Origin of the sequence: Methylomonas defluvii (genome assembly GCF_033949435.1) — a bacterium.
Classification (GTDB): Bacteria; Pseudomonadota; Gammaproteobacteria; order Methylococcales; family Methylomonadaceae; genus Methylomonas; species Methylomonas defluvii.
Window position 1 is genome coordinate 16,725 of the sequence record NZ_JAXARY010000026.1, and the last position, 21,408, is coordinate 38,132.

At 49.9% G+C, this 21,408-nt stretch carries 24 protein-coding genes; 17 read left to right on the top strand and 7 right to left on the bottom strand.

What is annotated here, in order from left to right; translation table 11 throughout:
- Positions 1 to 36: 36 nt before the first annotated feature.
- The 11 genes from rsxA (at position 37) to QLH52_RS21120 (ending at position 8,977) form a co-directional block, all read left to right on the top strand.
- A complete protein-coding gene (gene rsxA / locus QLH52_RS21070; RefSeq protein ID WP_026147191.1) occupies positions 37 to 618 on the top strand; it encodes an electron transport complex subunit RsxA in 582 nt (193 codons plus the stop codon).
- 10 nt (positions 619 to 628) lie between these two features.
- Positions 629 to 1,162 (top strand): electron transport complex subunit RsxB, encoded by a 534-nt coding sequence (gene rsxB / locus QLH52_RS21075; protein WP_319962850.1) that lies wholly within the window; start codon positions 629 to 631, stop codon positions 1,160 to 1,162.
- A 13-nt stretch (positions 1,163 to 1,175) separates the two neighbouring features.
- Entirely contained in the window at positions 1,176 to 2,678 is a 1,503-nt protein-coding gene (rsxC, locus tag QLH52_RS21080) for an electron transport complex subunit RsxC (RefSeq protein ID WP_319962851.1), read from the top strand.
- Complete coding sequence (locus tag QLH52_RS21085) at positions 2,675 to 3,736, top strand: RnfABCDGE type electron transport complex subunit D (RefSeq protein WP_319962852.1); 1,062 nt, start codon at positions 2,675 to 2,677, stop codon at positions 3,734 to 3,736. The genes rsxC and QLH52_RS21085 overlap by 4 nt, the downstream gene beginning before the upstream one ends.
- An 8-nt stretch (positions 3,737 to 3,744) precedes the next feature.
- Positions 3,745 to 4,482 (top strand): electron transport complex subunit RsxG, encoded by a 738-nt coding sequence (gene rsxG, locus QLH52_RS21090; protein ID WP_319962853.1) that lies wholly within the window; start codon positions 3,745 to 3,747, stop codon positions 4,480 to 4,482.
- A gap of 114 nt (positions 4,483 to 4,596) precedes the next feature.
- The gene (locus QLH52_RS21095; RefSeq protein ID WP_020485092.1) at positions 4,597 to 5,307 is read left to right on the top strand and encodes an electron transport complex subunit E; all 711 of its coding nucleotides are present in this window, start codon (positions 4,597 to 4,599) and stop codon (positions 5,305 to 5,307) included.
- A gap of 3 nt (positions 5,308 to 5,310) precedes the next feature.
- Positions 5,311 to 5,574, top strand: a complete 264-nt coding sequence (locus QLH52_RS21100; RefSeq protein ID WP_171694546.1) for an RnfH family protein — start codon at positions 5,311 to 5,313, stop codon at positions 5,572 to 5,574.
- A gap of 3 nt (positions 5,575 to 5,577) precedes the next feature.
- The gene (locus QLH52_RS21105; protein ID WP_033155644.1) at positions 5,578 to 5,799 is read left to right on the top strand and encodes a (2Fe-2S)-binding protein; all 222 of its coding nucleotides are present in this window, start codon (positions 5,578 to 5,580) and stop codon (positions 5,797 to 5,799) included.
- A 1-nt stretch (position 5,800) separates the two neighbouring features.
- Complete coding sequence (gene bfr, locus QLH52_RS21110; protein WP_033155643.1) at positions 5,801 to 6,265, top strand: bacterioferritin; 465 nt, start codon at positions 5,801 to 5,803, stop codon at positions 6,263 to 6,265.
- Positions 6,266 to 6,731: 466 nt separating this feature from the next.
- On the top strand, positions 6,732 to 8,036 hold the full coding sequence (locus tag QLH52_RS21115) for a sigma-54 interaction domain-containing protein (protein ID WP_319962854.1): 1,305 nt from the start codon (positions 6,732 to 6,734) through the stop codon (positions 8,034 to 8,036).
- Between the two features lie 11 nt (positions 8,037 to 8,047).
- Positions 8,048 to 8,977, top strand: a complete 930-nt coding sequence (locus QLH52_RS21120; protein WP_084153217.1) for an HDOD domain-containing protein — start codon at positions 8,048 to 8,050, stop codon at positions 8,975 to 8,977.
- Between the two features lie 68 nt (positions 8,978 to 9,045).
- On the opposite strand, the gene QLH52_RS21125 is transcribed toward QLH52_RS21120, so the two are convergent.
- The 5 genes from QLH52_RS21125 to QLH52_RS21145 form a co-directional block, all read right to left on the bottom strand.
- Positions 9,046 to 9,837, bottom strand: a complete 792-nt coding sequence (locus tag QLH52_RS21125) for an elongation factor-1 alpha (protein WP_171696174.1) — start codon at positions 9,835 to 9,837, stop codon at positions 9,046 to 9,048.
- Between the two features lie 90 nt (positions 9,838 to 9,927).
- Positions 9,928 to 10,575, bottom strand: a complete 648-nt coding sequence (locus tag QLH52_RS21130; RefSeq protein ID WP_171696173.1) for a c-type cytochrome — start codon at positions 10,573 to 10,575, stop codon at positions 9,928 to 9,930.
- Between the two features lie 2 nt (positions 10,576 to 10,577).
- On the bottom strand, positions 10,578 to 12,197 hold the full coding sequence (locus tag QLH52_RS21135; RefSeq protein ID WP_319962855.1) for a b(o/a)3-type cytochrome-c oxidase subunit 1: 1,620 nt from the start codon (positions 12,195 to 12,197) through the stop codon (positions 10,578 to 10,580).
- Positions 12,190 to 12,714 (bottom strand): cupredoxin domain-containing protein, encoded by a 525-nt coding sequence (locus tag QLH52_RS21140; RefSeq protein WP_033155639.1) that lies wholly within the window; start codon positions 12,712 to 12,714, stop codon positions 12,190 to 12,192. Before QLH52_RS21140 ends, QLH52_RS21135 begins: the two co-directional genes overlap by 8 nt.
- Positions 12,715 to 12,723: 9 nt before the next feature.
- The gene (locus QLH52_RS21145) at positions 12,724 to 12,876 is read right to left on the bottom strand and encodes a hypothetical protein (RefSeq protein WP_051669688.1); all 153 of its coding nucleotides are present in this window, start codon (positions 12,874 to 12,876) and stop codon (positions 12,724 to 12,726) included.
- 440 nt (positions 12,877 to 13,316) lie between these two features.
- Between QLH52_RS21145 and QLH52_RS21150 the strand changes: the two genes are divergently transcribed.
- Both QLH52_RS21150 and QLH52_RS21155 read left to right on the top strand, forming a co-directional pair.
- A complete protein-coding gene (locus tag QLH52_RS21150; protein ID WP_033155638.1) occupies positions 13,317 to 13,649 on the top strand; it encodes a hypothetical protein in 333 nt (110 codons plus the stop codon).
- Positions 13,650 to 13,935: 286 nt separating this feature from the next.
- A complete protein-coding gene (locus tag QLH52_RS21155; protein ID WP_319962856.1) occupies positions 13,936 to 14,418 on the top strand; it encodes a copper resistance protein NlpE in 483 nt (160 codons plus the stop codon).
- A gap of 57 nt (positions 14,419 to 14,475) precedes the next feature.
- Here the strand turns inward: QLH52_RS21155 and QLH52_RS21160 are convergent, their stop codons facing one another.
- Positions 14,476 to 15,414, bottom strand: a complete 939-nt coding sequence (locus QLH52_RS21160) for a hypothetical protein (protein WP_319962857.1) — start codon at positions 15,412 to 15,414, stop codon at positions 14,476 to 14,478.
- Positions 15,415 to 15,888: 474 nt separating this feature from the next.
- Here QLH52_RS21160 and QLH52_RS21165 point away from each other — a divergent pair, with 474 nt between their 5' ends.
- Together QLH52_RS21165 and QLH52_RS21170 are read left to right on the top strand one after the other, a co-directional pair.
- Positions 15,889 to 16,473 (top strand): PAS domain-containing protein, encoded by a 585-nt coding sequence (locus QLH52_RS21165; protein WP_319962858.1) that lies wholly within the window; start codon positions 15,889 to 15,891, stop codon positions 16,471 to 16,473.
- Positions 16,474 to 16,554: 81 nt separating this feature from the next.
- Positions 16,555 to 19,818: a chemotaxis protein CheB gene (locus QLH52_RS21170; protein WP_319962859.1), complete on the top strand. Its 3,264-nt coding sequence runs from the start codon at positions 16,555 to 16,557 to the stop codon at positions 19,816 to 19,818.
- Positions 19,819 to 19,839: 21 nt separating this feature from the next.
- Here the strand turns inward: QLH52_RS21170 and mobA are convergent, their stop codons facing one another.
- On the bottom strand, positions 19,840 to 20,445 hold the full coding sequence (mobA, locus tag QLH52_RS21175) for a molybdenum cofactor guanylyltransferase MobA (RefSeq protein ID WP_319962860.1): 606 nt from the start codon (positions 20,443 to 20,445) through the stop codon (positions 19,840 to 19,842).
- A gap of 17 nt (positions 20,446 to 20,462) precedes the next feature.
- On the opposite strand from mobA, the gene QLH52_RS21180 reads away from it, so the two are divergent.
- Together QLH52_RS21180 and QLH52_RS21185 are read left to right on the top strand one after the other, a co-directional pair.
- The gene (locus QLH52_RS21180; protein ID WP_319962861.1) at positions 20,463 to 20,921 is read left to right on the top strand and encodes a DUF302 domain-containing protein; all 459 of its coding nucleotides are present in this window, start codon (positions 20,463 to 20,465) and stop codon (positions 20,919 to 20,921) included.
- A 32-nt stretch (positions 20,922 to 20,953) separates the two neighbouring features.
- Complete coding sequence (locus tag QLH52_RS21185) at positions 20,954 to 21,349, top strand: hypothetical protein (protein WP_319962862.1); 396 nt, start codon at positions 20,954 to 20,956, stop codon at positions 21,347 to 21,349.
- The last annotated feature ends 59 nt before the right edge of the window (positions 21,350 to 21,408 follow it).

Sequence of the window (21,408 nt, forward strand, 5' to 3'; positions counted from 1 at the left end):
GATGCTGTCTTGTTACAAAACACCGGGTCTAAAACGATGAGCGAATACTTACTACTGATATTGGGTACGGCCTTGGTCAACAATGTCGTGTTGGTCAAGTTTTTAGGTTTATGCCCGTTCATGGGGGTTTCCAATAAGCTGGATACCGCATTGGGCATGGGTTTGGCGACCACGTTTGTCTTGACCCTGGCTTCTGCGGCCAGCTGGGTGTTGGAGCATCGCTTATTGATTCCGTTCGATATCGGATTTTTGCGAGTGCTGGGTTTTATTCTGGTGATCGCCGCAGTGGTGCAGTTTACCGAGATGGTGATACACAAAACCAGTCCGGTCATGTACCAGGTTTTAGGGATTTTTTTACCGCTAATTACCACTAATTGCGCGGTTTTGGGTGTGGCACTGCTTAACATCCAAGAGAAATACAATTTCGTGCAAAGCCTGCTGTTCGGCTTTGGTTCGGCAATGGGTTTTACCCTGGTGATGGTGCTCTTCGCCGGTCTACGTGAACGCTTAGCGCTCATGGCAGTGCCGGCGCTTTTTTCCGGCACCCCCATCGCATTTATCACCGCCGGCATCCTGTCGCTGGCGTTCATGGGATTCGCGGGGCTTTACAGCAAATAAGAGGCACATTATGTACGTTTTATCTGCCATTGTTATTTTGACAGCGCTGGGATTGTTGCTGGGCGTGGCGTTGGGGATTGCCGCTAAATACCTGAAGGTGGAGTCCGATCCGTTGATCGAGAAAGTTGAAGCCTTAATGCCCGGTTCGCAATGCGGCCAATGCGGCTTTCCCGGTTGCCGGCCGGCTGCCGAGGCCGTGGTATCCGGTGCCGCGCCAGTGACATTATGTCCGCCGGGCGGTACGTCGCTGGTGGAGCAACTGGCCAAATTACTGGGTGTTGATGTCGATTTGAGCCAAACCCAAGACCAAGAAGCGATGGTGGCAAGAGTCAGTGAAGAAACCTGCACCGGTTGCACCCGCTGCTTCAAGGTTTGTCCTACAGACGCCATCGTCGGCGCACCCAAACAAATCCACGCGGTGGTGGCGGATGCCTGTATCGGTTGCAAGAAATGTGTGGAAGTCTGTCCTACCGAATGTCTGCAAATGCACCCTGTGGAAGTGACCTTGCGCAACTGGCGCTGGCCCAAACCGCTGGCCGCTTGAGACGGAGACACCTATGTTCGCCTTGTTCGAAAATCCCCGTTTGCGCGGCGGTATCCATGCCGAAGAGCACAAATCCGAAACCTCTCCGCTCAGCATCGTCACCGATTTTCCCATCCCCAAGAAATTGTACATTCCGGTGCAACAGCATGTCGGCAAGCCTGCCGAGCCGGTGGTGAAGGTCGGAGAGAAAGTACTGAAGGGCCAATTGCTGGCCTATAGCCAAGGCACCATTTCGGCGCCTGTGCATGCACCAACATCGGGCATTATCGCCGACGTCAAAGATTTTCCTGCACCGCATCCGTCAGCCCTGCCGATTCGCACCGTGGTAATTGAAAGCGACGGTAAAGAGCAATGGGCCGAGTTAATCGTTCCGGAAGACCCATTTCAACTCGAACCGGAAGAAATATGCCAACGAGTCGGCGCCGCCGGTGTGGTGGGTTTAGGCGGAGCGGTATTCCCGTCGGCGGTCAAACTCAGTTTAGGTCGCAAAAACAAGATTCATACCTTGCTGATTAATGCCGGTGAATGCGAGCCTTATCTGACTTGCGATGACCGTTTGATGCAAGAGCGCGCGGAGCAAATCGTTGCCGGCATCCGGTTAATGTTGCGCGGCATGGATGCCCCGAAGGCTATGGTGGGTATCGAAGATAATAAACCCGAAGCTTTCGCGGCCATGCAAACGGCCGCCCGGGATTTTCCCAATATCGTGGTGGCGCAAGTGCCGACCCGCTATCCGATGGGGTGGGATAGGCAAATGTTGCGTTATTTAACCGGCCAGGAAATTCCCGCCGACGGGCGAGCCACGGACATTGGGGTGGTGGTGCACAACGTCGCTACTGCCTTTGCCGTCTATCAAGCCATTTGCTTGGGACAACCCTTGATTAGCCGGGTGGTTACGGTCTCCGGCGCGGCCGTTGCCAAACCCAGAAATGTGGAAGTGCCCATCGGCACCTTGATGTCGGAAGTATTGGCGTTTTGCGGATTGGAAAAGTCGAAAATGGCCCGCTTAGTGATGGGCGGACCGATGATGGGCGACGCTTTGCCAATTGCCGAAGTACCGGTGGTGAAAGCCTGCAACGGCATCCTAGCCTTATCGCATGCCGACATCGACGAGCCGGCTATACAGCCTTGTATTCGCTGTTCCAGTTGCGTGACCGCTTGCCCGGTGGGTTTGTTGCCCTTGGAAATGGCTAGCCGGATCAAAGCCAATCAGTTGGACTCAGCGGTTGATTTGGGCCTAAAAGATTGCATTAGCTGCGGCAGTTGTTCTTATGTCTGCCCGTCGAATATACCCTTGGTGCATTACTTTAAATTCGCTTCCGGCGAGTTAGTTAAACGCCAACAAGCCGAGCACAAGGCAGAACAAACCAAGCGTTTAGTCGAAGATAGAAATAATCGGATGGAACGAGCCAGATTGGAAGCCGAAGCGGAAGCTTTGCGTGCTCAGGAAGCCAGAGCCGCCCGTTTGGCTGCCGCACAACAGGCGCAAGCAGCGCCAGCAGAGGAAACCGTATGAGTAATAAACCGATTAGCGGGCCTCACGTGGCGGCCACCCGCCGCGTCGATCAAATCATGCGCTTGGTGATTATCGCCCTGGCACCGGCCACGGCTTGCGGCGTGTTATTGTTCGGTTGGCCGGCGCTGTATTTGTTGGCGGTGACAGTGCTGTCCGCAATGGCTTTCGAAGGCTTGTGCCTGAAGATGAAAGGCGTGGCGGCAATGCCTTATTTGCGCGACGGTTCGGCGATCGTCACCGGTCTGCTGGTGGCTATGACTCTGCCGCCTTGGGCGCCTTGGTGGATAGGCGTCGTTGGATCGGCGCTGGCCATTGTGTTGGGTAAGCATGTCTACGGCGGCTTGGGGCAAAACCTGTTCAATCCGGCCATGTTGGCCAGGGTGGCGTTGCTGATTTCCTTTCCCATCGAGATGACTACCTGGGCCAATGTCTCCCCCCTGTTTACCGGGCCGGGCATAATCGACAGTTTGGCAATCACTTTTGGTGGTTTGGAAAACCCGGATGCGGTGACCGGTGCCACAACGCTAGGTTGGGTGAAAACCGAGTTTTCGCAAAATCGCCTGTTGTCCGGCAGTCTGATCGAATATTCGGGATTTTTAGCGTTTCTCGGTTGGGAGCGCGGCAGTTTGGGGGAAACCTCGTCTTTATTATTACTGGCCGGCGGCATTTGGCTGATGCGCCAAGGGGTCATCAAATGGCACATTCCTGTCTCGTTGCTGTTCAGTATCTTTCTGTTGTCGACGATTTTTCATGCTTGGGATAGTCAGCATTACCTAGGGCCCTGGGTGCATTTGAACTCCGGCGCGGTGATGTTGGTAGCCTTCTTTATCGCCACCGATTATGTCACGTCGCCTAACACGCCGTTGGGGCAAGTGATTTTCGGCGCTGGCTGCGGTTTGCTGATTTTTGTGATCCGATCCTGGGGCGGCTATCCGGAAGGCACCGGTTTTGCGATTTTATTGATGAACGCCGTCACGCCGCTGATCGATCATTACATCCGACCCAGAATTTATGGCCGCTACCGTAACGGCAAGCCGCTCGATATTTCCAATTCCTGAGACTGGCTATGAATTCCGAACCCGCCAAATCGACGCCTAAAGTGAACCAACACACAGAGTACGCGCTACGCGCAGTCAGCGAATTTAAGCAAAAATTGGCGGTGTGGCTGGAGCCTGGTCATTTGGAGCAACTTAGGCCGCTCTTACAATATCAGGCCGGTGTGTTGGGTGGCTTCGCGTTGTTGGCGGCGATTTTATTGGGCGTGGCCGATCTGGCGACGCGCGGTGTGATCGAGCTTCGCTTGCAGGAAGATCTACAGGCCAACCTGGAGCAAGTGGTTCCGGCTGAACTGTACGATAACAACTTGCTGAAAGACAGCGTATTGCTGCCTTCCGCCAATGCGAATCTGGGGGCTGATCAAACTGAAGTTTATTTGGCTAAAAAGCAAGGCGAAGTGAATGCCGTGTGCTTTAAATTCATAGCGCCCGATGGGTATGCAGGACCGATTAGTCTAGTGATGGGTATAGACAGTAAAGGTGAAATCCTGGGCGTAAGGGTTATAGCGCATGTGGAGACGCCCGGCCTAGGCGATAAAATCGAGGTGACCAAATCTAAATGGGTTCTGTCGTTCAATGGCAAATCCTTGAATAACTTGACCGTCGAACAATGGGCGGTAAAAAAAGACGGCGGCGTGTTCGATCAGTTCAGCGGGGCGACGATTACGCCGCGCAAGGTCGTACAGGCAATCAAGCGGGGGTTGGAGTTTTACAAAGCGCATCAAGCGGAGCTGTTGGCTGAGAAATAGAGCCTATCCGATGTCAAACTGCACTTGTCATTGGACAGTCCAAGAACGATTTCAACTAGTCGTCGCGTCAGCGACACCAAATCAAAACTAATATCGCTGCAAGGAGACCTTGCTATGAATCTTTCGATTCTGTTTTCAGAACAATATAGAAAAATCGCCCGCGACGGCCTGTGGGACAATAACGTCGTGTTGACGCAAAACCTGGCACTGTGTCCATTGTTGGCTGTCACCGGTACCGCGACCAATGGCTTGGGCATGGGCTTGGCGACCATGGTGGTGATGGTCGCATCCAATGCCGCCGTTTCGGCGAGTAGGCACCTGATTCCCTCTGAAATCCGTATCCCGATTTTCGTGTTGCTGATCGCCGCGTTGGTGACCTTGGTGGATATTTTTCTGAATGCCTGGATGCACGAATTGCATAAGGTGTTGGGGCTGTTCATTCCTTTAATTGTTACCAACTGCGTCATTCTCGGCAGGGCCGAGGCCTTTGCCTCCAAGCAGCCGGTAATGCCGTCGATGTGGGACGGCTTAATGATGGGGGTGGGTTTTACTGCGGCGATGGTGGTACTGGGGGCGATGCGGGAGATTAGTTCGGCCGGCACCTTGTTCGCCAATGCGTCTGTGTTGTTGGGCGAAAGTTTCCGGTTTTTGGAAACCACTTTGATTCCGGAATACAAAGGTTTTTTGTTGATGGCATTACCGCCGGGTGGCTTCATCATGCTGGGTTTCATGGTGGCATTGAAACGCTTGTTGGACCGGAAAGCGGCAGCCAAAATTACCGAACCTATCATTACTGATGCGATTGTCTTGGAAGAAGGAGCGTAAACTATGAATGTGGGTGTATGTTATGCGCAGGCGGACAGGCAACTCTGGTTGCGGCTGGAAGTGCCGGAGGGCAGTACCATCGCCGAAGTGATTGAATTGTCCGGCGTGTTGACGCAATATCCCGAGATCGATCTGGAGAGCCAAAAGGTCGGGATTTTCGGTAAACTGGCCAAATTGGATGCATCGGTTAAGGAAGGGGACCGCGTGGAGATTTATCGTAAAATCACCGCCGATCCGGCGCAAGTTCAGCGCAGGCGGGTGGCGTAGCCCATGTACGTGTGTCTTTGCAAAGCCGTCACCGACAGTCAGCTCGATGCTGCCATAGACAGCGGCTTATGTTCGCGGAAACAGTTGGTGCAATGTTTCGGCGTCGGGGGCGATTGCGGTAAATGTAACAAGGACATTGCGCAAATTTTGGATAGAAAAAATGCATGTCGGCTATTGCAGGCTGCGAATGACGCCCAACTAATCATAAAAACCCAGGAGATTTGACATGCAAGGCGATAAAAAAGTAATCGAATTTTTAAATAAGGCACTGGAAAACGAATTAACTGCCATCAATCAATATTTTTTGCATGCCCGGATGTTCAAAAATTGGGGCTTTCAAAAGCTGAATGAAAAGGAATATCACGAATCGATCGACGAAATGAAACACGCCGATAAGTTGATCGAAAGGATTTTGTTTCTGGAAGGATTGCCCAATCTGCAAAGTCTCGGCCGTTTGATGATAGGCGAGAACCCCAAGGAAATGCTGGAATGCGACCTTAAATTGGAACATCTGGCCTTGCCTTTGTTGAAAGAGGCGATAGCTTATTGTGAAAGCATCAACGACTACGTCAGCAGGGAATTGTTCGAACACATTCTGGAAAGCGAAGAAGAGCATGTCGATTGGTTGGAAACCCAGATGGACCTGATCGAAAAAGTCGGCATTCAAAACTATCTGCAATCGCAGATGTAAATAGGCGCTCCAGTCAAAAAAAACTTTACGGGGCCGATTGCCGGCCCCGTTTGGTTAGTAAGCCCCGACGCTGCAGTATGCCAACGATTGTCATATCGTTGTTGCCCATCATCTTTTGCATTTTCCTGAAATTCTTAACCTCCCTTTTTTCACTGGATTGCGGTCATTAGCAGTGGCTCGCATACCGGCACACTTATCGTTGAGGGATGAATGAGACGCCTATTCTCGCCATCGCGGTTTTGATGACCCACCCAGTAGGCGCATCTGAGTCTATAGTTATGCTGCTTCGCTTGCCCTAGGGTTAAAACATAGGCGTATTCATAACGGCAGTTGACCAACTTTGATAGGTGTTCCCTGGTGATGAATGAGTTATGCTTAGCGGTATTGCGCAACATTGATGCCAAGGGCCGAAGGGTTTAAATGGCCTTTAACGCGCTAACAACACCGAAAACATTGATAGGAATTTATGCCGCACAGTGCCTTTACGCTGGAATCGTTGCTGGAAACTCATGATCTGCCGCTGATCATCATCGGCGCCGATTTACGCATCGTGGCAGTGAATCGCGCTTGGGAACAGAGTTTTGGCGTCATGCGGCAGAATTTGGTCGGCCAACCGTGCTGCGTCGATAACCGCAATTGCCGCCATCAGCGCTTATTTCAAACTCTGGAAGCCTACGCCGGTATTTTTGCCGACACCAACGATGCCAGTTCCCAGCGTTCTTTCAGTGCGCGCGGTTTTCCGTTGCTGGATGCCGATGCCACATTGTATTTAGGCGAAACGCTAACCGTGTTGAAAAGATCCGCGGCAAAAGGCAACGAGGCACCGGCCATGATCGGTAAGTCGACGGCGTTTGCACAATACAAAACTCGGCTGCAACAGGCGGCGGATACGCAAGCACCGGTATTATTGCTGGGTGAGACCGGCACCGGTAAGGAATTGGCGGCGGAATTTGTGCATAGCCATTCCCGGCAGGCGGATGGCAATTTTGTGATTGTCGATTGTACGATTCTGGGCGAAGAGTTATTTGAAAGCGAATTGTTCGGGCATGAAAAGGGTGCGTTTACCGGCGCGACATCTGCAAAAAAAGGTTTATTCGAATTAGCTAACAATGGCACCCTGTTCTTCGACGAGATTGGCGATTTGCCGCTGTCGCAACAGCCCAAACTGCTGCGCGCCCTGGAAAGCGGCCAATTTCGGCGGGTAGGCGGCACGGCGATGCAAAAAGCCAATGTCAGAGTGGTATGTGCTACGCATAGAAATTTAGCGGACATGGTCAAAGCCGGTCGGTTTCGCGAAGATTTGTTCTACCGTTTATCGGTGTTTCCGGTCGAAGTGCCGCCACTGAGGCAGCGTAGACAGGACTTGCCCTTATTGATCGATCATTTTTTAGCGCAGTTAAACACCGAGGCCGATAGCGGCTATACAATGACGCAATCGGCCTTAATCAAGCTTATCCAATACGCTTGGCCCGGCAATATTCGCGAGCTGAGAAACTGTCTGCAATTGGCGGCCGGCTTGTGTCAGGATAAAAGCATTCAAGAAGCCGACATACATTTTATGCAGCGCCAAGCAGTAGGGGAGCCGGCCGCCGCCAGTGAGGCAAGTGCCGATGCATATTCCCCGCCAATTAACAGCATGGCGCAATTCGAGGCGGAGTTTATCAATAGTTTGATCAGCAAGTATCAGGGGAATCGCAAGTTGATAGCGGCGGAAATGAATATCAGTGAACGAACGCTGTACCGTAAACTTAACCGACTCAATCTAAATTAAGTGGCGGGGCAATGATGGAATCCAACCTGATAAACTGGACGCTTGATAACGTTGGCAGCCGGCAACGCAACGGTTTGACCCCGCCGCGCGACATGCGCGAGACTATCGCCCAGATTAAAGCGCTGCCGCCTTTGCCCGGCAGCGCGCTGCGCATATTGAATCTGATCGCCGATCCCAGCGCGGATGCGCGCAAATTAGCCGACATCATCGAACTCGACCCTTTATTGACAGCGCAAATTACCCGTTGGGCCAGTTCGGCGCTCTACGGTTATCGCGGCCAGATCACGACGGTACATGATGCGATTACTCGTGTTTTGGGGTTTGATTTTGTATTGGATTTGGCTTTGGGTTTGGCGGTGCTGGCACCGTTGAAATCGCCAAAGGAAGGGCAGATAGGTACGCGGATGTTCTGGACCCATGCCTTGGCCAGCACCCGCTTGATGGCGCAGTTGGCCGCTGTTATGCCGGCCGCTACGCGACCTGAGCCGCAAGCCTTGTTTTTATCAGGCTTGATGCACAATATTGGTTTCCCGTTACTGGGGCATCGTTTTCCTGACGAATTCAGTTATTTGAGTGGCTTGATCACCGCCAATCCCAGTCTGGCGATTTTCAATCTGGAAACTTTTGCCTTCGGGCTGAATCATGCCGAAATCGGCGCCTGGCTGATGAATGTGTGGTCGATGCCGCGCATGATTACCGATATTGTCTATCACCATCACAACCCCTTCTATCGCGGCGAAAACCACCAACTGAATCTGCTGACGTTTTACAGCGATTGCCTGTTGGGACGTTTAGGCATAGGCGACGCATCGAACCAGGTGTGTCCGGAGGAAGTGCCGGACTTGCTGGGGTTGGATGAGGCGGTTTGTCTGGAAATACTCGACAGCCAGAATGACGATTTAGCGAAAATTCTAGCCACTGCGGAACAACTTACCGATTAAATTCGCCGCCTGTCATCGCCAAGTGGGCGCCTAAAAATTTGCCGGCGCCCCACCAATCAACTCAGCAGTCAATCGCGCAATATCGCGTTGCGGCGGTCGGATTGCTTCAGAATGCCGCCCAGTATCCACATTTGATACATGGACACGGTCCACATAAAGGCAAAGGAAACGCCCAAGCCGGCCCCGGCGACAATCACCAACAAGGCGAAGTGGGGATTGAGTTTAGTCAGCCACCACGAGGCGATGTCAATCAGTAGAAACAAATAAGGCATCACGATGGCGGGGTATTTATATTTGCAAGGCACACCGGTACTAAAACTGAAAATGATGCCGACAAACATAAAAATAAAACTGATCCCAAACAAATGGATATGCGACAGGCGGGTCAGTGATTGAAAGGTTGCGCCTTCGTTTGATTCGGTCAGCTTTTTTAAGTTTTCGAACTTGGTGAAATCCGGCAACGAACCGGCATTGGCGCTATGACAGCCTATGCAAAATTGCTCGACGATGGGTTTGATGTCCTTGTTATAAACCGCTTCGTCACCGCCATCCCTGACCCATTGAATGATTTTGAAACGCTCCTGTTCCGGTGCGTTGTATTTCATCGATCCATTCAATTTGGATTCCAACACCGAACCGGAGCGGTCGCCATAGTAGCTGTAAACAATATCGTCCATCGACAAACCGAATTTGCCGTCGGCCATGCCGTGGGTAAACAAAATCTGGATTAAGGCCATTAAATAACCGGCGGCTATCGTCGTTAGATAACCGGTGAACAGCAATTTGATCGAGAGGCCGAAGCTGATCAGATTGGCGCCTTTGTACGCATATTTAACAGGTGTTTGGTTGCGATCAGACATAGATGTTTTCCGGGTTATTGAGCAGGGTATCGCTTAGCGCAAGGTTTCAAACGGGAGGCAAAAGCCTTGCCTCCCGTGCCAAGCATGTTACTAGTTTTTGATATTTTGGTAGTAATAACCCAGTTCGCTGATTTCTTCATCAGTCAGGGTTTGCGCGATGATGCGCATCCGGCTGTAGATGTCGTTGTGACGAGAGCCTTCCTTAAACGCATGCAGTGTGGCCGAGATGTAATCTGCATTTTGGCCGGAGATGGCCGGAATATCGACGGCTTGCCCCTTGCCGTCGCCGCCATGGCAGACTTCGCAAGGTGGTAACACCCGCTCACGGCTGCCGTTTTTAACCAAGGCTTCGGCTTTTTCATAGACCATTACTGTTTTCGATTGGAAGGCTGGCGGTTGCGAGCCGAACCATGCCGCCAAATCGGCGGCGTCCTGGTTACTCAGGGTTTTGGCCAAGCCCGACATCATCGCGTTATCCCGGCTACCGTCGGCATAATCCTGCAATTGCTTGTACAAATAGGTCGGCAATTGCCCGGCTAGCGACGGGAACGCCGCCGAGATACTGATGCCTTTTTCGCCGTGACAGGCGCTGCAAGCCTTGGCTAGTTCTTCGCCTTTTTGCGGGTTGCCGGCTTTCACGAAATTTAACTGTTCGGCAGTCCAGGCGACTTGTGAGGAAGGCTGGGCAAAAGCCGCGCTGGGCAACAATAATGCTGCGCTTAGAATGAGTTTTTTCATGATCAGACCCCCCATCTGCCTGAACCAAAGGTTTCCATCAAGAAGAATTGCAGGATCGGATAGCCGAACGCGATCAGCATGAACACGCCGATCACGATATTCCATAAGGTGAAGTTGTTTAGATAGCCGGGCAGATTACTGACCGCGTGAATCGGCTCGGCGTATTCCACTTCACCCTGATAACTTTCGCTGCCGAGATGGGTTTTATACAGGTTGTAAACCAGCATGCCGGCCGAAACGACCAGGATCAAACCGCCGAAAATCATCGTGACCTCGTAGGGTTCCCAGGAAATCGTCAACAGATTGTTGTAATTGACGCTATCGATGCGGCGTGGCTGGCCTAGCAAGCCCAAGATGTGCCAAGGTGTGGTCATGATAATCATGCCGATGAACCAGCTCCAAAGCTGGGCAATGGCCATGGACGGGCAGAACAGCGGCTTGCCAGTCAAAATCGGCCAGAAGTAATAGGCAATGCCAAAGTACATGATGATAGTGGTGCCGCCGAAGATCAGATGGAAGTGTCCGGAAATCCAGGCGGTGTTGTGCACCATCGCGTTCATCGCGTAGCTGGCATTAACCAAGCCGCCGAAGCCGCCGAAGATCAGCATCAACAAGCCCAGAATGATGGCCAATACCATGGGATTATTCCAGGGCAGGGCGGCAATCCAGCCGAACAAGCCCTTGCCGCCGTTCAAACGACCGGCGATTTCCAGTGAGGCAATCACGGTAAAACCGGTGATGAAGGTTGGCAAGGTGACGACAAAGGTACCAATCGCATGCAGAATTTTCCAGCCGTGGCCTTGTTCCGGGTCCATGTACAAATGGTGAAAGCCGATAGGCAAGCTGAATACCACTAATAGAATGAACGCCGCTCTGGCCATCTCATCGCTAAACAAAAAGCCGCCGGCTTGCTTGGGTACCAAGGTATAAAACGCGGTGTAGGTCGGGATCAGCCAGAAATAAACGATGGGATGCAGAGTCCAGGCGAACAGCGTGCGCGCCAAGCCGGCATCGATCGTATCGATCCAGCCCAAGGCCCAAGGTATCAGTTGGAACAAGACTTCAGCCGCAACCCCGGCGCTGGTCCACAGCCAGAGGATTGCATTGGCGGTGGTGGCGAACATAGCCAGCGGCACCGGTTGCTCCGGATTAGCCTTTTTCCATTGCATGTACATGACAATCATCGACACGCACCAAAACCAGGAGCCGACGACCAGCAGCGTGGCGCCGATGTAAAACAGCGGATGCGCCATCAATGGCGGATAAAAGGTAAACAGCACCGAAGCTTGGCCCAGCAGCAACGGTAATGCCGCCAAGACTACGCCGGTCAATGCCACGCCGAAGCCGGTCCAGGCAAAAGTCTTATTCCAAACCGGCAGTTTTAGGGTGGTGTTGGCCACATAGTAGCCAAAGCCCATAATAAAAAATGTGGTGAGGACAAAGCCCATCAACACCCCGTGGGTGCTGACCGATGCGTAATACACTTCCCGCGATTCCAGAAAGCCGAAGAAGCCGCTACGCTCGATGACCTGATACAGGCCCATCACTGCCGCCAGCCCGAACGAGCCAAACGCTACCCAGAAATGGGTCAGCGCCAATTTTTTTTCCGCTGCGTTATCCATGATTTGCTCCCCCTTGTTTGTTGAGTGCTTCCCATTGCGCCTTGCTCACCACTTTGATGTTGCTCCACATATGCGCGTGGCCCATGCCGCAATATTCGTTGCACAGCACTGGATACTCGCCGGCGTGATGAAAGGCGGTGCTTACCTGCGCAACGTAGCCGGGCACAATCATCGTGCTCATATTGGTCATCGGCATATGCACGCCATGAATTACATCCAGACTCACCCAGCGAAAAGTGATTTCGGTTTCGGCGGGCAGGGTGAGTTCTTTCGGATAAAAGCCGTAGCGGCCGGCTACCATGCGCACGGTGACGCTACCGTTAGCATTATGTTGTACGCCGAGTTTATCCTCGGCAAATTCCGCAGAAAGATGCAGTTTGGCGGAGTCTATGGTTTCGACGTTACTCGGCGCGTGAATGCCGTGAAAAAACGCCGACCCTAAAATGACGGTCACAAACAGGCCGGCTATCCCTAACGAGATACCGGCCCAGTTTTTTTCCAGTTTATCGATATGCATGTCTCCCCCTTAACCAATATGGCCGCGAGGCAAAAAGATGCCGTAATACATCAACAGCCAGGCTACGACCATGCCGCCGCCGACTATCAACATCAATGCCCAGGTGCCGACCGGTGAGCTTTGCAAAATTTTTTGACGTTCTTCTTCTGAGAGATTGTTCATATCCTTCCTTCTTGTATGCGTTTTGATAGGAATTAGGTTGGCAACCAACGGCATGAACAGCAGGGGCTTTGTCATTCTTACTGATGACTTTACCATCTGATTGCTAGGGTAATCATACCTTTAGCGCCGGGCTAACCGAAAGCAATAAATCAGCGGTACTAATTGTTAGAGGAGGGTGGGCTGAAAGCGCGCCGAGAACGGCCTCGGTATTTACCGGAGCGGGGAAGACATGGAGGACGGGAAATTTAAAAACCCTGTGTGGTTGGAAATCTCTGATGCGAGCCAAAAAGCCAAAAAACTGGTAATGGCGAAGTCGTCGTGTCACTATTTGGTGCAAATCGATAGTTTGCCCCAAAAAAGTTAACGGGACCCGCTGGCATGAAACACCGAAAAACTGCTTGCAAGCGTCCTTGTCGAATCACTAACCCGTGGTAGCCACAATGAATCAACCGATCAACGAATTTCAAGAAACGCCGCCCCGCCATGTGAAATTTCGATTGCTTGGGTTTTCTAATGCGGCGTTGTTGCTGGCAGCTTGTAACTTTGTTATCTGGTTATTTATTTTATTTCCGATCTATGCCGCTACGGATGGCGTCTCCAACAGCGATGGCTTACGCTTCTTAGTGGTGGCTTTTATCGTGATGGATCTGGTTGGCTTAGCGTTGGCTGCCGTGGCGATGTTTAAGTCGAAACTCCGCAAAACCATGGCTAACTACGGATTTGTAATGAATGTCGCGATGATCGGTTTGAATCTATCGGTATTTCCGTTTTAAAGCTTTGTTGCTTCCGTTAAATATGTTTGTTGATTGAAATCAGTCAATCCTTTGCAGCTATGCCACAATAGGCAGTTGGAATCCTGAGGTTTTGTAAGCGGGGCTTTAATAGAGCAACTGTATGCGCTTAGGTCAATGAATAGAAATCAAACGGTGGGCATGGGGTGTCTACTGCAGATTTTTCCTTAGCCAGACTTGTCGTGAATGAACTCCGGCGCACAAAGGATTTCCAGCGTGGTACGTACTCAAAAAATTATTATTAGCGACGGTTTGCTCAGGAGCAAATATGCGGACAGTTAGATCAAAATTAAAAAAAAATCTGGTCATTTTTCTGGTGATGGCTGCTTTTTCTGCTTTTAATCCAGTGCTTGCCGAAACGGCGGGGACTGACGACAAGGATGCTCATCACGAACACAAGAGTATGGATTGGCCGGGGATTTATAATGGCCTAACCCCCTGTGCCGACTGCATCGGCGTGAAAACCACGCTGGCTTTGAACAAAAACGGCAGTTATCTGCTGATGACCCAATTTTTGGGGAAATCGGAAAGGGAGTTTACTGAAAAGGGTAAGTTTGCCCCTGGCGAAAAAGCCAACACTCTGGTTTTGACGCCAAAGAATGGCGCAACTTCCCAGCAATATCTGGTTGAAAAAGATGCGTTGATTCAGTTGGATGGTAACGGCAACCGGTTCACCGGCAAACTTGCTGATCGCTACATTTTGCGTCGAACCAGCGTCACGGATAAGCAGCCTGAACATTCCGGGCATTGATTTAAACGTTAGGCCGGGTGGCCGCGCGCGCTGGCGGCCACCCGGAGATTAGAACTGCTATATCGATTTCTGTTGGTTTTTGCGCCGAAAATAGACAATGGCTAAAAGTACCGTCAAGGCCAACGCGCCAAGCATGAAACGCGGTTCCACGACCTTCACCGAATGATTTTCGTCTTTGAATTTGAACTTGGCGAGTACGCCCAAGGCGGGGTCGGTAATGTCAATGGCAATCGATTTGGCGGCAAGATTTAAAAATTGCACTTCGCTGCCATCGAACGGTTTGTTGTTGCGGGTATCGTTGCTGACCATGCCAGGATAAAGCGGTGTTTCAGCAAGGTGAGAGACACTCAACTGTTTGGCGATTTCTTGCTCGAGTTCGCGAGTGGTTTTACCGTCGGTTTTGATATGAATCGGTTTTTGGTCGTCTATCTTAATCTCGATTTCGCCTTGTGAGGCGGTGAGGGCTTTTTTCGAGGAAAAGCCGTCCAGATATTCGACATCCGCGCTGAACACCAAATCAAAAGCCACTTGCACGCCGTTGGCGTTGAAGTGTTTATCGGCAAGATCGAAACGCAAGCCTTGGTTGCTGTAATCTCTAACCGTTACCGTGGTCAACGAATAGCCGGTTTTGTTGGCGATGATTAATTCTGCTTGTTCCGGCGGTTGGGTAATAGTGATGCCGCGCCAATTCGGATCGAGCTGAATCATGCCGTCTTTCATTGATGTAAGTAGTTTTTTGGTGACCGCGTGAGCCTGTGTCGGATCATCAAACTTGTGTGCATTCAGAAAGCTCAAGCCGGTAGAGCGATATAGCTCCCCATCGTCGATACGCCATTCCGCCGTGTATGAAAACAGCGAATCGCTGGTTCTTCGAGGCATGCTGGTATGAATGCGCAATTTATCCTGATCTGCCGGCGTAGTGATTGCAAAGGCTGATGGGACAAAAATACCCGACGAACAGCATGTCAGAATGATGGCGAGAGTGGATCGTTTCATCGTGGTTCCAAGCAAAAAAAAATTTACGTTAGCATAATGCGGCGTAAATGACACAACCTTTGATCGGTAGGATATTAACGCCACTAATTGTAGTGTTTGCCAGTGCTGATATTTTGCGGAAAACTACGCTGCGTTTGCTTGTGTTTGATCCGAAAAGGCGGTGGTTTATTTGCGCGGATATCTGTTTATTCGGGAACTAAAAAATTCACCGCTTGAAATAAATGTTCAAGTAAAAAGTAGGGGTATTAAGGCAGGCAAACACTACGCAGCAAACGCTCGAGTATCTTGTTCTGTATTACAATCCCAGTGCTGGGCGCTGCGTCAGTTTTTAATTCAATAAGTTGCAGGTAAGGTATCGGTAAAATCCGAAGAGGATAGAAGTGGACGAATCGATAGGGAGTAGAAATAGTGGGAACTAGAATTTTCCGCTAAGGTTTTCAAAAAATAAATATAAATTAATAAGGAAATACTGTTATGACATTAGATTCTCATGCTGCTAAATTAAAAGAAATGGCGGAGAAAATTATAGATTTCACGCCGCAAGAAATCAGTAGTATTACGCCGGAAGAAATTCAGCGTTTATTTTATGATTTACAAGTTTACCAAATTGAATTGCAAATGCAGAATGAAGAGCTGCAAAAAGCGCAGTTTGAATTGTCCCGTTTAAACAATAAGTTAAACTTTACCTACCATTGTGTTCCAGTGGGTATTATAACCCTAGATTATCAAGGCTTCATAGAACAAGCGAATCATACCTTTGCAGATATGTTGGGCTATAAAGCCAGTAAATTACAGAAAACGCATTTTTCCAAGCTAATTTTCGAAGAAGACAAGAATATATTTATTCACCGTTTTGACGCTTTTTTCAAAGCGCCAACCCATAAAAGTTTACAGTTGCGTTTGCAAGGGGATAAGAATTTTGCTTTCCCTGCTCTAATCAAAGGTAATGCGGATGACGGCAGTGATACGGCAGGCGAATCGTTTGATTTGAAAGCGCGTAAATTAGTCGTGACTATCACAAATATTAGCGACGTGATCACCGACGCAAATAAGGCTTGATTTTTTTTATCGCCGCGTGAAGGGTAATGTTGTCCAGAGGCTTTATTGATTTAAACGATTGATATTAAATAACATGGTTTTATGGATAATCAAAACACTGTAAAAGTGCCGCCGCAGTATATTGTCGGGATCGGTGCTTCGGCCGGAGGCTTGGAAGCGATTGAGGCATTTTTCAAGAATATGCCTGCGAATAGCGGTTTGTCGTTTGTGGTGATTCAGCATTTGTCACCACAGTATAAAAGTTTGATGGCTGAACTATTGTCCAAACATACCGCCATGCCGGTGAGGCGCATCGAGGACGGTATGAAAATCGAGCGCAACACCGTTTACTTGATTCCGCCCCGGAAAAACGTCACGGTGTTTCACAACCAGCTATTGTTGGCCGAGCAAGATCCCAGCAAAGGGATTAATCTGCCGATCGATATATTTTTGCGCTCCTTGAGCGAGGACGCCAGAGAGCTGGCGGTAGGTATCATTTTGTCCGGCACCGGCAGTGATGGCACACGTGGTATTCGGGCCATCAAAGAATTCGGCGGCATGGTGATGGTGCAAGACGAAAATTCCGCCAAATTCGACGGTATGCCCAAAAATGCTTTTGCTACGGGTTTGGCGGATTTTAGTTTGCCGCCGGAGAAGATGCCCGGTCAGTTGTTGGCGTTTGTTAAGCATCCCTATGCCACCTTACAGGAAAAAAATATCGTCTCGTCTGACGACAGTGACATCACGCGGATTTTTTCAATCCTTAGAGAAAAGTGCAAAATCGATTTTACCTTTTATAAACCCAATACGGTAGTTAGACGCATTGAACGGCGTATATCGATCAATCACTTAAAAGATATATCCGAGTATTTAAACTTGTTGCAAACAAATCCTCATGAAGTTTTAGTGTTATTTCAGGAGTTGTTGATAGGGGTTACCAGTTTTTTTCGCGACGAGCACGTATTTGACGATATTCGTGAGCATTGGTTAAAAAAAGTTGTCAAGTTATTGCAAGAAGATGAGTTGCGAGTTTGGGTGACCGCATGTTCCACTGGTGAGGAAGCTTATTCCTTGGCGATGTTGTTATCGGAATATCGGGAGTATTCAGGACATTATTTTCGCGTGAAGATTTTTGCGACCGATGTCGATCTAACAGCCATTGAGAAAGCCAGTAACGGTAAATATCCGGAAAGTATTATTGCGGATATTCCGCCCAAGCTCCTGTCGAAATACTTTATTCGCCGGGAAGATTATTTTCAGGTCAGTCAAAAAATTCGGGAAATGGTGGTGTTTGCCCAGCATAACCTGATTAAAGATCCGCCGTTTACCAATATTCATATTCTCAGCTGTCGAAACGTGTTGATTTACTTGCAACCTGTTTTACAGAAAAAAATATTGGAGTTATTCAACTTTTCTCTGGTAAAGGAAGGCTTGTTGGTGCTGGGTACCAGTGAAACGATAGGCGATATGGGTGAGTATTTCGATGTGGCAAGCGCCAAATCAAAATTATATCGTTCCAAAGGCAAATATAAATCCTTGGGTTTTACCGCCTCGCCCAGTGCTTTGATGACTTACGCGCCGTATCCGAGTTCGGTGCGCTCCTCGAATGCGCTTAGTGGTCAGGAAGAAAGAGTATTGGACCGGTTCATTAGGGCAATATCAAACGACGTATTGCCGTTTACGATGATAATTAATGAGAATATGGAAATATCCCATATTTTCGGCGATTCTAAAGATTATTTGAGTTATCCCAGCGGTAAACTGGTGAGTAATGTCAGTAAAATTGTTAAAAAAGATTTATCCATACCCATTTCCACAGGTATCCAAAAAGCCTTAAAAGCGAATAACGAAATTGTGTTGTCCAATATTCGGGTCAGAGAGCAGGACAGTTTACGGACGTTTAGACTGCAATTTAAACCCCTGCCGGGCAAGAAGGGCCAAGAAATCTTAGTAGCGGCGATGATCACGGAGACGGTCGATCCTTCTTGTTTTAGCGAAACGGAAACCTTGGTCTACGATGTCAATTTAGATGCTAAACAACGCATCATCGATCTGGAGCAAGAATTACAGTTTACCCGCGAAAACCTGCAAGCCACCGTGGAAGAGTTAGAAACCTCCAACGAGGAACTGCAAGCCACCAACGAAGAATTATTGGCAAGTAATGAGGAATTGCAGAGTACGAATGAGGAATTGCAATCGGTCAACGAAGAGCTTTACACCGTCAATGCCGAACACCAGGGCAAAATTGTCGAGTTGACCTTACTGAATAACGATTTGGATAACTTATTCAATAGTACCAATATCGCTACGCTGTTTTTAGACGAGAATCTGGATATTAGGCGATTTACTCCGAAACTACAGTCGATATTCCATATTTTGGAAACCGATCTCGGGCGGCCGTTTTATCACTTGACGCATACCATCAAAGACCTGGATGTTATCGCTGTCGTTAAAGGTGTCAACGATCAACACAACTGTTTCGATCAGGAAATTCAACTTGAAAACGGCACCTGGTATCTATTGCGGGTAATTCCCTACGTGGTTTCAGCCAAAGTGAATGCCGGCGTTATTTTGACTTTTGTGGACATCAATCAGCTGAAAAGCGCGCAATTGGAGTTGCATAAGCGTGAAGAGCAGGAAACACTGAGATTGGCCAAGTTTGTGCAGTTTTCCAACGATGCGATTACCTTGCTCGAACCGGACGGTACCATCGTGACGTGGAATCATGCTGCCGAGAAACTGTATGGCTGGTCGGCGCATGAAGCGCTGGGAATGAATTTTTACAATCTGATTCCGGACGACGAAAAGCATTTTGCCAAGCAAGGTTTAAGCAACCTGAAAGTGGGTAACACCTTGCCGTCGTTTCAGGCCAAGCGGCTGAGCAAATCCGGTAAGGTGGTGCACGTTTCGGCGTCGGCTTGTATGTTCCAGGCCGAGAATTCGGCCAGGGAGTTAATCGCGTTAACCGAGCGCGATTACGTTCACCAGCATCAGGTCGAAAAACAGGAGTGTTTAAATTGTTTGCAAAAGCTGGCCACGATAGTGATGGACACCGATGAAGCGATCATCCTGTTTGAAGTGTCAGGTAAGATTACCGCTTGGAATAAAGGTGCCGAAATCTTATACGGCTGGGATAGCTTGGACGCCGCCAGTATGACGTTTGCCGAGATCGTCTCTGACGATGAAAGGGGCATTACCCAACAACTGATTCAGGAATTGATTCTTGTCGGCGGCGTGAAAAGTATTAAGACCAAACGTATCACCAAGGATCAGAAAATTATCCCGGTGCGTATGCATGCTACGGTTTTGGGTAATCGCTCGGGAGAAGCGCTGTTAATCGTCAGCAGTGAAAAAGCGGTGCACTGAGCGGCTAATAGCAACTCGCTATTAAGGCAAGATTTCGGCTAACGATTGCTCCACCGCCGACAATTCCGCCGGCGTATTAATATTGACGAAGAGGTGCTGCGAGTCGCTGAAATCCACCTCGACCATTGAATGTCGGTGAAACCAAGCTTGTAACTTGCGCTCACCACTATGCAGGTAGTTCTGTAAATCCGTTTGCAAGCGGGTTTTCAGCGCGGCGAAAACCGGGTGTAAGCGTTCGCCGTCAAATGCCACGGCGATGTCAGCATCCTGGCTTGTTAATGCGTCGAGCAAGCGTTGCAAATGCATGCTTGCAACCAACGGTGAATCACACGGCGCTACCAGTAATATCGGATGCTGAGCGGTCTGCATCGCCGCCAGAATGCCGGCCAGCGGTCCGTCAAAGCTGAGTTCGGCATCGCTGATGACCGGATAATTGAATTGCCGGTATTGGTCTTGATGGCGATTAGCACTGACGAATAACTCGTTGACTAATGGGTTCATGGCGGCCAGCGCATAACTCACCAAGGGCCGGTTATGGCATATCAACAAGCCCTTGTCCTGGCCCTGCATGCGCCGAGCCATACCGCCCGCCAGCACTACGCCGCTCACTTTGTTTTGCCCGTTCATGATGGTAAGCTTTGCCGATGTTTAAAAGAGTCGTCATTTTCGCAAGCCTGCCGTTGATTGCAAGTTGTGCCGCGCAGTCTGTGCATACCGAAGAAGTGACGTATTACCAGGTGGAAACCAGCAAACCCTACGACGAAGTATTGACCGAACTGGAAGTAGCGATTGCCGAACATAACTTTCGCATTACTGGCCACAGTCGGGTGGGGAAGGTCATCCGCGACAGAGGGGCCACGAACTTTCCGGAATACGATACGGTACAGTTTTGCAATCTGACGTTGGCAAAAGTAGTGCTGGAAATCACCCCGCACGCGATAGGCTATATGCCCTGCAATGTGGTGACCTATCAATTCGAAGGTAAAACCATCGTCAGGACGCATTTGTTACCGGAAGATACGGGCAACCCCGTCTTGAATAAATTCGCCAAGGAAATGAACCCGCAATTACGACAGATTGTCGACTTCGCCGCCGAGCAATAATTTAATATCCCTATAACGAAAAAACGAGCACCATGACAAAATCATTCTTCGCTACTCTCGCTGTTATCACGCTGTTAAGCGGTTGCGCCGCTACCCAGGAAAATTCAAAACCGGACGCCGCTGCCGGCGAGCCTGCGGCACTGGTCAATGATTATCCCACCCGCGACCGCGTCGAATACGTGCTGGAATGTGTGGCCAAACATGGCGGCCTAACCTATATCAGCCAATACGCTTGCGGTTGCAAAATCGACAAAATCGCCGAAAAACTCAGTTTTGAGGAATACGAATCGGCCAAAACCTTTACCCAGATGCAAAAAACCCCAGGCGAAGCCGGCGCGGCGTTTCGCGATCCCAAACAATCGAAGGATTTGCGCACCAAGCTGAAAGACGCTGATGCCGAGGCGGAAAAAGCCTGTTTCGTTAAATAATTCCTGTTGGTCATGACGGCGCCAGCCTGACGTCGTCTTGGTTCATGTCTTTTCCGTCG